13 protein-coding genes are annotated in these 15,637 nt (G+C 47.6%); all 13 read right to left on the reverse strand.

Annotated features, from left to right (window positions below):
• Nucleotides 1-63: 63 nt before the first annotated feature.
• Nucleotides 64-1,143, reverse strand: coding sequence for a helix-turn-helix domain-containing protein (locus DFQ00_RS00315; protein ID WP_110893043.1), 1,080 nt, complete (start codon nt 1,141-1,143; stop codon nt 64-66).
• A 69-nt stretch (nt 1,144-1,212) separates the two neighbouring features.
• The gene (locus DFQ00_RS00320; RefSeq protein WP_110893045.1) at nt 1,213-1,980 is read right to left on the reverse strand and encodes a DUF3388 domain-containing protein; all 768 of its coding nucleotides are present in this window, start codon (nt 1,978-1,980) and stop codon (nt 1,213-1,215) included.
• Between the two features lie 197 nt (nt 1,981-2,177).
• The gene (locus DFQ00_RS00325; RefSeq protein ID WP_110893047.1) at nt 2,178-2,441 is read right to left on the reverse strand and encodes a DUF3243 domain-containing protein; all 264 of its coding nucleotides are present in this window, start codon (nt 2,439-2,441) and stop codon (nt 2,178-2,180) included.
• A 193-nt stretch (nt 2,442-2,634) separates the two neighbouring features.
• Entirely contained in the window at nt 2,635-3,366 is a 732-nt protein-coding gene (gene ymfI / locus DFQ00_RS00330) for an elongation factor P 5-aminopentanone reductase (RefSeq protein ID WP_110894013.1), read from the reverse strand.
• Between the two features lie 139 nt (nt 3,367-3,505).
• Complete coding sequence (gene yfmH, locus DFQ00_RS00335) at nt 3,506-4,786, reverse strand: EF-P 5-aminopentanol modification-associated protein YfmH (protein WP_110893050.1); 1,281 nt, start codon at nt 4,784-4,786, stop codon at nt 3,506-3,508.
• 2 nt (nt 4,787-4,788) lie between these two features.
• Nucleotides 4,789-6,069, reverse strand: a complete 1,281-nt coding sequence (yfmF, locus tag DFQ00_RS00340; RefSeq protein ID WP_110893052.1) for an EF-P 5-aminopentanol modification-associated protein YfmF — start codon at nt 6,067-6,069, stop codon at nt 4,789-4,791.
• Between the two features lie 130 nt (nt 6,070-6,199).
• Nucleotides 6,200-7,030 (reverse strand): spore cortex-lytic enzyme, encoded by an 831-nt coding sequence (sleB, locus tag DFQ00_RS00345; RefSeq protein WP_110893054.1) that lies wholly within the window; start codon nt 7,028-7,030, stop codon nt 6,200-6,202.
• Nucleotides 7,031-7,210: 180 nt separating this feature from the next.
• Nucleotides 7,211-9,985, reverse strand: coding sequence for an FtsK/SpoIIIE family DNA translocase (locus tag DFQ00_RS00350; protein ID WP_110893056.1), 2,775 nt, complete (start codon nt 9,983-9,985; stop codon nt 7,211-7,213).
• 90 nt (nt 9,986-10,075) lie between these two features.
• A complete protein-coding gene (locus DFQ00_RS00355; protein ID WP_110893058.1) occupies nt 10,076-10,309 on the reverse strand; it encodes a YlzJ-like family protein in 234 nt (77 codons plus the stop codon).
• Nucleotides 10,306-11,013 (reverse strand): ClpP family protease, encoded by a 708-nt coding sequence (locus DFQ00_RS00360; protein WP_174812342.1) that lies wholly within the window; start codon nt 11,011-11,013, stop codon nt 10,306-10,308. The genes DFQ00_RS00355 and DFQ00_RS00360 overlap by 4 nt, the downstream gene beginning before the upstream one ends.
• A 298-nt stretch (nt 11,014-11,311) precedes the next feature.
• Entirely contained in the window at nt 11,312-12,961 is a 1,650-nt protein-coding gene (locus tag DFQ00_RS00365) for a ribonuclease J (RefSeq protein WP_425271000.1), read from the reverse strand.
• Nucleotides 12,962-13,472: 511 nt separating this feature from the next.
• Nucleotides 13,473-14,351 carry a 4-hydroxy-tetrahydrodipicolinate synthase gene (gene dapA / locus DFQ00_RS00370; RefSeq protein ID WP_110893062.1) on the reverse strand — a complete coding sequence of 293 codons (879 nt, stop codon included), beginning with the start codon at nt 14,349-14,351 and terminating at the stop codon, nt 13,473-13,475.
• 49 nt (nt 14,352-14,400) lie between these two features.
• Nucleotides 14,401-15,618: an aspartate kinase gene (dapG, locus tag DFQ00_RS00375; RefSeq protein WP_110893064.1), complete on the reverse strand. Its 1,218-nt coding sequence runs from the start codon at nt 15,616-15,618 to the stop codon at nt 14,401-14,403.
• Nucleotides 15,619-15,637 lie beyond the last annotated feature (19 nt).

Here is a 15,637-nt window from a genome sequence, read left to right on the forward strand (position 1 = left end):
CTCACTTCACCATAAGTTAACTGCAAGTTGAGACAACGTTATTGTCTCCAGCAGTTCACCTGGTTATTCGCCACTTGAGCTTGAAGTTCCACCCTCTGTGGAGTCGCCGGAGCTGCTTGCACCTGTACTCTCAGTTCCCGCAGAAGAAGCAGCACTGTCCGTATCTAGCTTGAGACGAATACGGTTTGTCGCTTTGCCGTCCGTTACCACTTGACCGCCCACCTCAATGGTAGTTGCTGCTGCATAACCAGACTTAATATACATCCCTGCGCTATCCAGCGTAAAAGTAAACGAATTACCGTCTGCCGTATTGCCATACTGCAGTTTCTCCCCGCTTGAATTCTCGCCTTTATATACTTCCAGCCAGCTGTTCCCCGTCGCTTTAATCGTCACCGTCACAGGCTGACCTGCACTTCCGGCAACCTTGAAGTTAGTAATGTTACCTGACTTGCCATCTTCTGAAACGGTGATTGAGCCTGGTGTACTTGGAGGTGTCTGTTCTCCTTGATTATCACCAGTCTGTCCATCCGTTTGCCCGTCGGTCTGTCCGTTGCCTTGTGAATCCGTCTGACCATTATTTTCCGTGCCACCACCGTTGCCACCTGCTTCACCTTTGCCCGTCTCCTGCGAGCCAGAGTCCGTTGCAGGCGGATTCGCTGTTTGACCCTTGTCAGTCGATGGATCAGGCTTGTCATTAGCCGGCTTCTGACTGTCGGTAATTTTCGTATTATCCAAACCTTGCGGATTCGTATCATCAGCTTTATTATTTGCCATGTAAACATACAAAAGAACGATAATCAGAATAGGGAATGTCCACATGAGAGCAACAGACATCCAACGATTGCTCCGCTCCACCGGTCTGTTGGACCGCTTCTGAATAACAGGCTCCATCGTTGCTTCTGCCGCCTCTGCAGGCACATCCTTTTTATGTCCTTCCAGCAGCTCATCCGGATTCAGTCCCACGGTTTCCGCATAGGTTTTTATAAATGCACGCACATAGAAGCTGCCAGGTAACACTTTATAGTCCCCTGCTTCTATCGCCTCCAGATACCTCTTGCGAATTTTAGTCATTTCCTGCACATCGTCAAGACTCATCCCTTTTTGCAGCCGGGCCTCTCTTAACTGCTGACCCAGTTCAGACATGCCATCTCCTCCTTATGTTTATCTCTTCAATAGTTGTTCATCATCTATTTCATGATTTCGTACGGGGCTTTACAATTCATCGGTGTAGCTTGCCGTAAACGTATCATAAATAATTTCTTCGTTAGGATTGTTACGCAATTCAATGATAATATCAAAATCATTATAATCGTATTCCGATTCCTGCACAAAAATATCAGGATGCTCAATCACTTTCGTGCTTGGCATCGTCATGATATCCTGAAGCAAATTATAATGCCTTTCGCTGGATCGAATGGTGCTCACAATACCGTCAATAATAAATACATTGTTGGGATTCAGCTCATCCTCGGACATCTGACTCCGAATGGTTTGACGAAGCAGTGTCGAGGATACAAAGGTCCATCGTTTCATGGCGCATACGCTGCCTGCAATGATTGACTCTGTTTTGCCTACACGCGGCATGCCGCGCAAACCAATGACCTGATTGCCTTCCCTTTTAAATACTTCACCCAAAAAATCCACAAGCAACCCAAGTTCGTCACGAGTGAAACGAAATGTTTTGCGATCATCCGAATCACGGTCAATATAACGGCCATGACGAACAGCAAGAATATCCACCAGCTTGGGCTGACGCAACGCCGATACCGTAATACTGTTGACTTTGCTAAGCATATCTCCAAGCAGACGGATCTTCTCGTCATCATCAGATTCCAGCAGCATGCCCCTTGTTTTGCCTTCCACACCGTTGATGGTCAATATATTGACTTCCAGCATCCCCAGCATTGAGGCAATATCCCCTAAAAGACCAGGTCTGTTCTTATGTATTTTATATTCCATGTACCATTGTTTAGTTTCCATTTATACACCCCGTAATGCATTATTCCACATTATTCGACAACATCTGAACACGTCCACTGAACGAAATTCGGAGTCATCTTCTAAAAATGGGTCACGTTAATGATATATAAAATGAAAATGAATTACAAGAACAGCTCTGTAATCCGTTTGTAATCATTAGAGAAAAGCCCCCTTGCGGGAGCTCTTCATCTTTGGCCTTATGCGTTTTGTTTGGCCAATTTGACCATCAGGCACGCAATCGTACGACGCTCATCGGCATCGCCGACATCCCATAGTTCCTTCAATGCCCGGTTGGAATGGTTCGCCGGATCAACCTTCTCATCCAGAAAGTCACCGATCTCGTACGCAAGTTTGTTGATGGTTTCTTCACTCATGCCCATCTTCTCGGCTTGCAGCACGCGATCCCCCAGAAACTTCTTCCACGTGTCAAAGTTGGAAACTACCGTTTTTTCTGTTGACATGATAAATCCTCCTTAGCTGACGCATGAGATTTAAAATCAACAGTTGTAATATGTGCTTCCGGGACATTTTATATACAAACTTTTGAAATAAAAACACGGCCCGTGTATTCCTGGCACGAGCAATGCGCATCATTGTTGCATTCAGACAACGCGGATTTTCGAATTTCAACCCAAACAGCATTGTTGCTTCCAGCTAAGTCAGCCAGCCTCCATTAGGACTGATAATCTGACCATTAATATATCCTGATTCGGGCAGCGCGAGAAAATAAACCAGTGACGAAATTTCATCCGGCTGCGCCAGTCTGCCTGCCGGGATTTCGTCCTCCAGCATCCGTAGTTCACTTTGATCCAGATGATCCAACATCGTCGTTTGAACCGCACCCGGAGCAACAGCATTAACGGTAACGCCTGAAGGTGCTAGTTCTTTGGCAAGCGCCTTGGTGAAGGCATTCACACCGCCCTTGGTGGTCGAATATAACACCTCACAAGATGCACCGGATAGTCCCCAGATTGACGACACATTAATTATGCGACCATATCGCTGAGAGATCATATGCGGCATCATCTCCTGTGTACACAAAAAGGTGCCTTTCAAATTAATGGCCATCACTTCATCCCAAATTTCATCTGTTACATCAGACAGCAGACCATAATGAGATATGCCTGCGTTATTAACCAGAATATCCGGCAGCAGCTCATGGGATGCCAGCTTGTCCCGCATACGCTGAATTTGCTCCCGACTGCGCAGATCAGCTGACACAGTCATAATGCGTCCGTTGCCCTTCTCCATACAACGTCTCGCTGCTTCATTGGCTGCCTCATGCGATTTCATATAATGCAGCACAACATTCATGCCCACACTGGCGAACCGTTCTGCAATGGCAGCCCCAATCCCCCCGCTTGCACCGGTAACCAGTACCGTCATTTCCCCAATCGCTTTCACTGTTGCTTCCCCAATCCCTTTCACTGTCCGCTTCCCCCATTACACTTTACTCTTTCTTTCTTCATCTCACCTGGTTCCTATTTCACTATTACCTTAAAAGTATCCCAAATCTCTCCCCACATCAAGGACTTAACACGAGTGAAACCGCCAGCTGATCCCAACGAATATGCTGCTTCAATCTTTGATTTACATCATTCAGCGTAATCGTATCATACAAGGAGAGCATATTAAAAAAGTCACCGCCGCGGAACCGCTGGCGTGTGAATTCACTTGCAATGTTCTCCGGTGAATTCAGCATGCGTAAATAACCGCCAATTTTCTTTTTACGCGCACGCTCGAAATCGGAAGACTCAAATCCTTTTTGCACAATGACATCCACTTCTTCACGTATCCGTTTCAATAGTTGATCAGGGTCTGGAGTATCCCCGCCCACAGCCGAGAACGCATATTCAGGTGCACTGATGTACTCAAACCCGAAGCTGTCCGAGATCAGATTTTCATCATAAAGCTTCTGGAACAGCCGTGTGCTGGAGCCAAACAAAAGGTCCATCATTAGCTGTGTCGTCGTGTCTCTGTGCAAAAGTTCTTTTCCCGTTAGTCCAACATCCGTCTCTTTGAAGCCAAAGAGACACTTTGGCAGGGAAACCGACAGTTTAGCTTCACGTCTTGCCTCTCCTACCTGTGCAGGCTCAGGGTCAAAGAAGCGCTGAATCTGTCCCTGTGGCTCGTACTTTTTCCGTGCCTGATTCGCTCGCACCATGCTGATCACCTGCTCCGGGTCAACACCCCCCACAACAAACAAAAGCATGTTGCTCGGATGATAGAAGGCATTGTAACAGGTGTATAGCGTTTCCTTCGTAATGGTTTGAATGGATTTAGCGGTTCCCGCAATGTCAATGCGCACCGGATGCTTTTGATACATCGCTTCAATCAAGCCGAAATATACTCGCCAATCCGGACTATCAGCATACATATTGATCTCTTGTTCAATGATGCCTTTTTCCTTGTTCACATTTTGATCGGTGAAATACGGATTTTGCACAAAATCAACTAATGTTTGTATGTTTTCGTTTACATTTTCTGTGGCCGAGAACAAATAAACCGTCTGGTCAAAGCTTGTAAAAGCGTTTGCAGAAGCCCCCTGAGAGGCAAATGTTGCAAAAATATCACCCGTAGGCTCTTCAAACATTTTGTGCTCCAGAAAATGTGCAATCCCGTCCGGCACCATCACTTCAGACTGCCCTTGCACCTGAAAATGATTATCTACAGACCCGTATTTGGTCGCAAATGTAGCATACGTTTTCTGAAAACCCGGTTTGGGCAGCACGTAGACGTGCAGTCCGTTATCCATCACTTCGTAATATAACGTCTCCTGCAGATGTTCATACCGAATGCTCTCCACGACTATTCCTCCTTCTCGTCCCGCAAGAAATAAATCGTATCCAGACGGAACTGCTCTGCGGCCTCACGAACATCCTGCTTGCTGACCTGCTCGATTTGTGCGAGCAATTCTTCCACTGTTCTATCCTTGCCAGATAACTGACGATTAAAGTCATAGGCAATGATCTCAAACGCAGCATCCTGCATCTCTTTCAGCAAATTGCGAATCATCGCCTTGGTCTGGGACATCTCCAGATCGGTAATGTTGCCACTGCGCATTTCCTCAAGCTGCTGCTTGATAATAGCAACTGCTTTCTCATAATGAGGAATTTCAATGCCGGATTGGATGGTGGCAATGCCTTTGTGCCCGTCATATCTGGAAGATGCATAGTAGGCAAGGCTCTCTTTTTCACGAACATTCACAAACAGCTTCGAATGCGGATAACCACCAAGGATACCGTTGTACAGCAAAGCTGCGGCATAATTGTCATCTTCATACGTTATGGAAGTACGCAGACCCATGTTCAGTTTGCCCTGGCCGATATTTAACTTCTCAATGACCGTATTCACATCCTGATCCCCGCGCACCGCCTTCTGGGCCTGATAATCTGAAGAAACTGTACGTTCCAGACTAAAATGTCGCTCCACAAGTTCTTCCACTTCTTTAAGTGTCGTATCACCCACCACATATAGATCCATGCTTGCTGCGCTCAGCCAGTTCTGATAAGCCATTGTTAGCTCCGCAGGCTCTATAGATGACAGTGCCTTTCGTTCACCAAGCGGGTGTAGCCTGTAAGGCTCATCCTTGCACATCTCTTCAATGCAGCGCTCAGCGGCGTAACGCATTTTGTCGTTCACAATGGACTCCAGCTTTTTGCGAACCGTCTCGCGTTCAGCCTGAACATATGAGGCTTTGAAATGTGCATCTTCCTGCGCAGGCTTGGTAAGCACCTCGCCAAGAAAAGCAAACGAGCGATCCAGCAGCTGCTCTTCCCCTCCGACAAAAGAGTCGTTAATCGTATCCATTCGGAACTGCACGATCTGATAATCGCCGCGTTTGTACACATCAAAGCCAAACCCGGCTCCGTACAAATGCTCCAGCTGCTCTCGAAACTGCGTTGTTTCCGGATATGATTCAGTCCCTCGTCTTAACACAAACGGAATCAGCGCTGTATGAGTCACCGTGTCCTCACGTAAAGGAACACCGGCGTATAGGGAGATCGCGAACGTTTTGAAACGTGTGGTGGGAAGCACGTGAATTCGAAGCTGTTTCCGATTGCCCCGTTCAAATTCTGCGGTATTCAAATGTCAAAACCCCTTTACGGCGTCATTTAGATAACAGGCCTATGTCGAACTTAAATGTAACCATCATTTTAAACGATTCAAAAGCCAAGAAGCAACCGAAGTGATGCCTTCTGGTTGCTTCCCTGCCCAATTACATGCAGAATATATGCTGCCCAATCGTTTTCACCTGTGGACGTGACCAGATCCATTTGGATGTGGCCGTTTTGGGGTTGAAATAATACAGGCAGCCGCCGGAAGGGTCCCAGCCATTTAATGCCTGCTCTACAGCTTTTTTGGCCTGAGCATTGGGCTCCAGATAGATCTGTCCGTCTGCAACGGCTGTAAATGCCCCTGGCTGAAAGATTACACCCGAAGGCGTAGATGGGAAACTCGGTGATTTGACCCGATTCAAAATAACAGCGGCTACCGCTACCTGACCTTCAAACGGTTCTCCGCGAGCTTCACCATAAACGGCATTCGCCATAATTTTCAGCTCGTTCTCGGAGAGACCCATCGCATTAGCCGAGCCCATATTGTCCTGCTCATTATTGGCGGTATTTTTAGCTCCACCCGTCTCCCCGCCTTCTCCTCCTTTATGCAGAGGTGGTTCAGTAGGTGACCATTTGGCAGTTGCATTATAAAGCTTGAGCTTTGTTTCTGCACCGACCACACCATCAGCCTTCATACCAAATTCAGATTGAAACCATTTCACCGATTTCAGTGTGCTGCTACCGAAATTACTGTCGATTTTACCGTTGTAGAATCCAAGATATTTCAGGCGACCCTGAAGCTCGTATACATCTTGACCGTAACTGCCATACTTCACCGTGTTGCTGCTGAATGTGGGCAGTGCCTGTTCCTCTGCCTGTACCTTATTCTCAGCAGTGCTTGGATTGGCAGCATGCTCAGGAAGCAAATAACGGATTCCCAGCGCGGATATCAGCAAAATAGCAGTGAAAAGCCATAGGTTCATTTTTCGCATCGACTACGCTCTACCTTTCTCTTGTGGGATTTAACAGAATCGCTACCGTTATTATGACAACCCTGCTTGTTTCCTATGCACCAAATCATCCGATCTCTGGAGCATATGGCAGCTCACACATGTCACGATATAACAAAAAGCCCTCAACCCTAATGGTTGAAGGCTTCTACGTCACTTCATTTACGAGCTTATTTTGCTCTGTTGATACTGTTCCAGCGAAACCAGAACTTCACGCGGCTTACTGCCCTCGTAAGGACCAATCACCCCTCTGGCCTCCATTGAATCAATTAAACGCGCTGCGCGTGTGTACCCTACCCGCATTCGCCGCTGCAATAGAGATACTGAAGCCTGCTTTGCCTCCAGAATAATCTGCACAGCCTGCTCGTACAGCTCATCCTGCACTTCTTCTGTTGCCTGACTGGAATCGTCCACCTCAGGAACAAGGGTTTCATCATACTGCGCTTCGCCCTGTCCCCGAACGTAATTCACGATATTTTCAACCTCTTCATCACTCATAAAAGCACCCTGAACACGAATCGGCTTGGATGCTCCCATCGGCATGAACAGCATATCTCCGCGGCCCAAAAGCTTCTCCGCTCCGCCCATGTCCAGAATCGTACGTGAATCCACCTGTGAGGATACTCCAAACGCAATCCTCGAAGGAATATTCGCTTTGATGACCCCTGTAATAACATCGACAGAAGGACGCTGTGTCGCAATAATCAGATGGATACCTGCTGCACGAGCCATCTGTGCAAGACGGGCAATCGCATCCTCTACGTCCCCAGCCGCTACCATCATCAGGTCGGCGAGCTCGTCCACAATAACCACGATATAAGGCAATACCGCTGCCGGATTATCCTTCATCAGATTATTGTATCCCTCCACGTTACGCGTACCCGATTTGGAGAACAATTCATATCGTTTCTCCATCTCAACCACGATCTTTTTGAGTGCAAGCGATGCCCTCTTCGGATCGGTTACAACCGGTGCCATCAGATGCGGGATACCGTTATATACGTTCAATTCGACCATTTTAGGGTCAACCATCAAAAATTTAACCTCATCCGGCTTCGCTTTGTACAATATGCTGGTGATGATGCCATTGATACATACCGATTTACCTGAGCCGGTTGCACCAGCTACAAGCAGATGGGGCATTCGCGCCAGGTTGCCAATGATCGTCTGACCCGATATGTCTCGGCCAAATGCAATCGTCACCTTGGATTCTGCATCCTGGAACGTAGCCGTCTCCATTACTTCTCGCATCGTTACTACTGAGACTTCTCCATTCGGGACCTCAATCCCAATTGCGGATTTACCAGGGATTGGAGCCTCCATCCGAATATCCTTGGCAGCCAGGGCGAGAGCAATATCATCCGTCAGACTGACGATTCGACTGACCTTCACCCCGATATCAGGTTGAATTTCATACCTCGTCACTGCTGGTCCGCGAACCACTTCAAGCACCTTGGCACGTACGCCAAAGCTCTCAAGCGTTGCCTCCAGCTTGCGTGCAGTCTGCATATAATCCTTCTGGTCTCCACCCTTGCCACCATTGTTAGGCTTAGCTAGAAGACGGAATGACGGCAGCTTATAGGGCTTCGGAGGCGGAGGAGGGGCCACCGCTGGCGGCACATCTGCCCCTTCTGCAGCAGGCTTCTCTGTTGCGGAGTCCACTGCTCCATCTGAATCCTCTGTCTTCGTCAGCCCCTGCTTATGCTCCGTTTGAAGCAGTTCTGCTGCACCATGTGCATCAGACCAGTCTGCTTCGACCAGCTCATCTGTAAATTTGATATCAGCTCTGTCCACCTGGTCTGCGTTATTATCATTGCTTCCGAGATCATCCGGATACGGGTATGCGTCATCCAGGTCATCATCCTTATCCGCACCTTCTGCCCTGACATGCTCAAAAAAGTCACGAATGATTGGCGCAGAGTCCGCCTTCGGTGAAGCAATCGCTGCACCCGCACCAACGGAAGCAGCTCCTGTTCCATGCGCTACGGACTCAGACTCACCATACCATGCTTCGGACGTCTCATCCTGTCTGGCTTGATATACAACCTGTTCGGATTCCAGCTCATGCAGCTCATCTGGTCTGTTAACAGTATTGGATGCCTGACGGTTTGCCCCCCATTTGCCAAACAATTGAAAAAACATAGGAGCCTTGCGTTTTGGAAGTTGTCCTTCCCGGTCATTCTGTAGCTCCTCATCGTCATCATACTCGTCATCCTGCACAGGTACAGGTGTTAATTTACGTGTATTGCCTTTCTTGACTCCTGCAGCACTCGACGCTGTGCGTCTGACGGGTCTGGCCTCCAGCTTTTTGTACATGGAGGTTCCGGCATCCCATATTTTAGTCCTAAATATGCGGATCAGATCAACATAGGACAGGTTGGTCACAAGCATAAAGCTGATCACAAACATCACAATCATGATCAGTCTTGCACCAAGACTGCCGAACAGCCACAAGAACAAGGCATACTGTCCAGCTCCAATATATCCACCGCTAATATCTTTATTCAGCATGGAGTCGCGTTCACCAGGTGTGGCAGGTGTTAACAGCTCTGTTTGCATATCATTATGTACCTGGGTCAGAACAGCACCCGGCTCAAGCGCACCAACCGGAATCAGCTTCTGGTGCATCGCGGAGATTGTACTCATCAGCGTTAAAGCGAAGACCAATAGCACCAGGCCGGTTTTGCGAGTAGTCCAGCCGCTCGGCCATTTGCGATGGATCATCACCATCAGACCGTAATAAATACCTACCAGCGGAATTGCAAAATAGAACTTGCCCAGCAGCAGTCCAAACATCTTGGAAAGCGAGCGTCCAACAGTGGCTTCACCCGATAGTGCTATAACTGCCAGCGTAATAAGCACAATACCATAAATTTCATATTTTAAGACACCGCTAAATCCGGCGCCCTTTTTTTTCCTCTTTTTTCTTCTGGCCAAGATCAGGTCACCCCCAGAAGAATATTATACCATACAAATATATTCCGTACATATGTTCTTTTTCTGCACCATTTGTCTGATTTCGTCGCGTTATGATAGACCTGCGTTACCTGAAAGGAGAACCGTGGAACCCGGCTGATTAGCCGGGTCCAGATACGCTTCGAGCGGACAATCCAGCAGACGCACGATAACCGCTTCGGTGTCATTTACAGGTCTAACCTGCATCAACAAACCATTCATGCGAATCTCTTTGGTATCCGCAGCTTCTGTCCACATTCCCGACCACAACTGCTCCGGGGGCATGACTGTATACATCGTTGTCATTGAGTGTATCCTCCTGCCTGAAGCATCTGTTTCCTGTCTCCCATAAGCTGATTTAATTGTGCAATAGCTTGTCCGATCCCTCCAACAGCATCCATAAGTCCGTATTTCACTGCATCTGCACTACCTACCGCTGTACCGATATCCCGATTCAGCTCCCCCGTCTTAAACATCAGCTCTTTGAACATCTCTTCGGAAATATTGGAGTGTGAAGTCACAAACCGAACAACTCGCTCCTGCATCTTCTCCATATATTCAAACGTTTGCGGCACACCAATGACAAGTCCGTTCATACGAATCGGGTGAATGGTCATCGTTGCACTTCCGGCAATCAGCGAATACGTCGAGGCGACCGCAATCGGCACACCTATACTATGTCCTCCTCCGATAACAACAGTTACCGTAGGTTTGCTGAGGGAAGCAATCATCTCTGCTATCGCAAGTCCAGCCTCTACATCTCCACCTACCGTGTTGAGAATAATAAGTATGCCTTCAATTTTCGGGTTCTGTTCTGCTGCAACGAGCTGCGGGATGATGTGCTCATACTTTGTCGTTTTATTTTGCGGAGGTAAAATCAAATGTCCCTCGACTTGACCGATAATGGTCATACAGAAAATGTTGGATTCCGCAGCCGGTGACTGTGTCTGGCCAAACTGCTGAATGGACTCCGTTACTGGAGAGGCCTGCTTCTCCTCCTGTACCGGCATATCCGGGGCCTCTGCATCCGGCTGATTGGAACGTGGTATTTGCTTGTCATTCATCTGCTCATTCATGAAATGTAATCCCCTTCTCCTGAAAAGTGTAATGCTTTCCTTTTCCTTAGTATGGGGAATCTACCAACAAGCTTATACTTTCATCGCCTAATGAATTGTTTAATCCCTCGCACAAGCACTGCCTGAATGGGCCAAACGCAAAAAAAAGCCCCTTCTCTACAAGGAACCGTCCAATATTACTTGTAGAGAAGGGGCGACTGTGTGCCAGAATATATGTTTGTGTACCCTTATGTTAAACTTCCATAATGATTGGCAAAATCATCGGTCTACGACGAGTTTGCTCATACAGGAAGCGCCCTAATGCATCTTTAACGTTCGTTTTGAGCGAAGCCCATTCGTTCACATTCTCGCTCATCAGCTTCTGCAGCGTGCTGCTAACGATTCGGTTAGCTTCATCCAGCAGTCCTTCTGATTCACGTACGTATACGAAACCGCGAGAAATGATATCAGGACCAGAAACAATTTTTCCATCCTGTTTGCTGAGTGTTACCACAACTACAAGGATTCCATCTTGCGACAACAGTTTACGGTCACGCAGTACGATGTTACCTACATCACCTACACCCAGACCATCAATCAATACATTACCAGCAGTCACTTTACCTGCTTTACGCGCTGCTCCACCTTGAATCTCTACAACTTCACCAATGTCTGTAATGAAGATGTTGTCCGGGTCGATGCCCACAGATTCAGCCAGAACGGCGTGACGACGCTGCATACGAAATTCACCGTGGATTGGCAAGAAATACTTCGGTTTCATCAGGTTAAGCATGAGCTTCAGCTCTTCCTGACTACCGTGACCTGATACGTGAACGCCGCTGTTTGCACCGCTGTAATGCACGTGTGCTCCAAGACGGAACAGTTCATCAATCGTACGGCCTACATATTTCTCGTTGCCAGGAACCGGAGTTGCTGCAATGATAACCGTATCACCAGGCAGGATATCCACTTTGCGGTGTGTGGAACGTGCCATACGTGTCAATGCGGACATCGGCTCGCCTTGGCTTCCTGTGCACAGAATGACAACACGATCCGCTGCCATCTTGCCTACTTCTTCCGGTTCAATGATCATGCCATCTGGAATTTCCAGATAGCCCAGATCAGAAGCAATGCCAACCACGTTGACCATGCTGCGTCCGATGACAGCAACTTTACGTCCAGTAACCTCTGCAGCGTTAATTACCTGCTGAATTCGGTGTACGTTGGATGCAAAGGTTGCAACAACAACACGCTGGCTTGCTTTGCGGAAGATATCTTCCAGCACGATGCCTACGTTTTTCTCGGATGGAGTAAAGCCTGGCTTCTCTGCATTGGTACTGTCAGACAGCAGCGCAAGTACGCCATTTGTTCCAATCTGTGCCATACGCTGTAAGTCAGCATATTGACCATTGACTGGTGTATGATCGAACTTGAAGTCACCCGTGTGAACGACTGCACCTTCCGGTGTTTCTACACATACCCCGACGGAATCCGGAATACTATGGTTAGTAGCAAAGAAAGATGCTTTGAGTGTAGAACCAAGTTCAATCTCGGAATCTGCATTGATGAGAATACGTTTTGTCTCACCAAGCAAATTTGCTTCTTTCAGTTTATTCTCTACAAGACCCAGTGTAAGCTTCGTTCCATATACTGGAACATTCAGGTGTTTGAGAACATATGGCAGGCCGCCGATATGATCCTCGTGACCGTGAGTGAGAATAATACCTCTTACTTTGTCACGGTTCTCCGTCAAATACGAAATGTCAGGGATGACAATATCAATACCAAGCATGTCTTCTTCCGGGAATTTGAGACCGGCATCTACGACAACAATGTCGTTAGCGTATTGGATAACATACATATTTTTACCAATTTCGCCTACGCCGCCCAATGCAAAAATCATCAGCTTTTCGTTATTATTATTTTTCTTAGACAAATGAATCTGAACCTCCTATGGTAGTTGGACGTCGTACCTTATTATTTATTGTAAGTTAAGAAAAGTAGTTCATACATCACAAGCCCATAAATAGGGATGAATGCAAAAGAACACCTTTATTCACGATATTTGGAAGAAGTTCTTCGAAGTTATTCCCGTCACCAACAAGTTGGATCTGAATTGCCCCTCTTAGCCGTTCCTTCCCTTTTCACCGCAAAGCCACACCACCGAAACGATGTCGCTTTCAATTTCAAAAAAATACCGCACCCAGTCACTTGACATCATTATACATGATTAAAAACAGAAAAAACAAGTCACTCTCTCGTTAACCTGTAGGTTTCCCCCTCATGAAAGAAAAGAAACCTTACAGCGGTCGTAAAAAAAAGAACCGCTGCCTCGGCTCAAGAGGTGCGGCTCTTCGTTAAACAAAGCTTTCATGCTTATAATTAATAAACGATGGCAGAAACTCAACTTTTATTTACATATCAAGCAAATTTTCAATGTAGGTTTGCTCTTCTTCTGTTGGCGGAATAAGAGGCAAACGAACTGACCCTACATTCAGACCGCGCAATGTCAGCGCATATTTTACGGCTACCGGATTCGGCAAGGGCTGCGGGCACTCGAAGAGTCCCTTGAACAGCGGAAAGAGCTTCTGATGGATCTGTGTAGCCCTCAGAGCATCTCCACCATAAAAAGCATCAATCATTTGCTTCATCTCGGCGCCTACGACATGACTGGCCACACTAACGATCCCGTGAGCTCCCACAGCGATAGCTGGCAGTCCCGCTGCATCATCTCCCGAATATACTCTGAAATGATCAGGTGCCCCGGCAGCAATCAATGTCACCTGCTCCATCGAAGCACATTCCTTCGTTGCCACGATATTCGGAATCTGTGCCAGCCGCAACGTCGTTGCAGCAGACAAATTGGCTACGGTACGACCAGGCACATTGTACAGCATTACCGGAAGTGATGTTGCGGCAGCAATGGCTTCAAAATGTCTGTACATGCCTTCCTGACTCGGTTTATTGTAGTATGGGACAACTAACAAAACGCCATCTGCCCCTACGCGCTCAGCTTCCTTTGTCAGATGGATAGAATGCGCCGTATTGTTGCTGCCTGTTCCCGCAATAATTTTGCATCGCCCAGCCGCATGCTTCACGGCAAACTCGAATAATTGAACTTTCTCTGCATCACTAAGTGTTGGCGACTCCCCAGTCGTACCCGAAACCACGAGAGTCTCCGACTTCTGATCTACAATCAGATAATCAATGAGACGTGCCGTTTCCTCCCAATGAATCTCGCCTACTGCATTGAACGGGGTAACCATTGCTGTAATCAATCTTCCAAAGTCCAATTCGATTTCCTCCCTTAAAACAGGTCTGGCTCCGCTAACCTCCGGTGATTTATAAGTGAAGTTCAAATGAGGCATGAAGAGCCCTCAGGGCCTGAACCATATCTTCTTTTTTGACAAGCACCCAGATCGTTGTATTGGAATCTGCTGATTGCAGAATCTGAATATCTGCAAGGGTCAAGGACTCCACAATACGTGCCATAATGCCGGGTACACCATTAATTCCCCCGCCAATCACCGAAACTTTGGCACAGCCAGACAAGCTCTGCGGCTTGAGACCAATCTCCTGCAAGACACGTATTGCCTTCTCGGAATCACTATCAAATACCGTATACACTACTCCCGAAGGGGTAACATTAATAAAATCGACGCTGATAGAGTTCTCAGCCATCGTTTTGAACACTTTCAATTGCAAGCGATCCGCTCCACCAGGAACGTCCACCGTAATTTGAGTGACATTGCTGACATAAGCAATACCTGTCACATAACGATCAATAATACCTGTCTGTACATCCTTGAATCCTTCCGGATGCGTTACAAGTGTTCCCTCTGTATCTGCAAAGGTTGATCTTACCCGAACCGGAATTTGAGACTGCATGGCGATCTCAACTGCACGTGGATGAATGACCTTCGCTCCATGGTGAGCCATGTTGCAAATTTCCGCATAGCTGACTACCGTTAATGGACGAGCATCCTCAACAATCCGGGGGTCAGCCGTCAAAATACCATTAACATCGGTATAGATATCCACCATTTCGGCACGTAGTGCAGCACCCAAAGCTGTTGCGGATGTATCACTGCCTCCGCGGCCCAGCGTAGTGAAATCCCCCTTCTCCGTCTGTCCCTGGAATCCGGTCACAATAACCACTCGCCCCTGCTGCAACTGTTCCAGCACACGAACAGGACGGACATCCAATATCCGGGCATTCCCGAAATTGTCGTCCGTCACAAAGCCCGCTTGTGCACCGGTCAGCACTGAGGTTGGAATGCCTTCATGTTCGAGCAGGCTGCTGAGCGTGGTTGCTGAGATGATTTCACCACAGCACAGCAGTAAATCCTTTTCGCGTGCAGATAGTGCATTCCCATTCTGTGCTGCCCAGTCCAGCAATGTATCTGTTGCATAAGGCTCGCCACGGCGCCCCATAGCTGATACCACAATAACCAGATTAAACCCTGCTTCAAGCTCACGTTTAACATGCCGGAGCACATGCTCTCTCGCCTGAACGGTAGAGAGAGACGTGCCTCCGAATTTTTGTACCATAATGCGCATCTTTATTCCTCCATTTGTG

This window comes from Paenibacillus barcinonensis, assembly GCF_003217495.1.
Taxonomy (GTDB): domain Bacteria; phylum Bacillota; class Bacilli; order Paenibacillales; family Paenibacillaceae; genus Paenibacillus; species Paenibacillus barcinonensis.

Bases quoted from the DNA above. Each gene is read 5' to 3' on its own strand.
- DFQ00_RS00320 (WP_110893045.1), bottom strand. From the start codon at position 1,980: ATGGAAACTAAACAATGGTACATGGAATATAAAATACATAAGAACAGA.
- DFQ00_RS00355 (WP_110893058.1), bottom strand. From the start codon at position 10,309: ATGACAACGATGTATACAGTCATGCCCCCGGAGCAGTTGTGGTCGGGA.
- DFQ00_RS00315 (WP_110893043.1), bottom strand. From the start codon at position 1,143: ATGTCTGAACTGGGTCAGCAGTTAAGAGAGGCCCGGCTGCAAAAAGGG.
- DFQ00_RS00360 (WP_174812342.1), bottom strand. From the start codon at position 11,013: ATGCCGGTACAGGAGGAGAAGCAGGCCTCTCCAGTAACGGAGTCCATT.
- dapG (WP_110893064.1), bottom strand. From the start codon at position 15,618: ATGCGCATTATGGTACAAAAATTCGGAGGCACGTCTCTCTCTACCGTT.
- ymfI (WP_110894013.1), bottom strand. From the start codon at position 3,366: ATGACGGTACTGGTTACCGGTGCAAGCGGGGGGATTGGGGCTGCCATT.
- DFQ00_RS00365 (WP_425271000.1), bottom strand. From the start codon at position 12,961: ATGATTTTTGCATTGGGCGGCGTAGGCGAAATTGGTAAAAATATGTAT.
- DFQ00_RS00325 (WP_110893047.1), bottom strand. From the start codon at position 2,441: ATGTCAACAGAAAAAACGGTAGTTTCCAACTTTGACACGTGGAAGAAG.
- sleB (WP_110893054.1), bottom strand. From the start codon at position 7,030: ATGCGAAAAATGAACCTATGGCTTTTCACTGCTATTTTGCTGATATCC.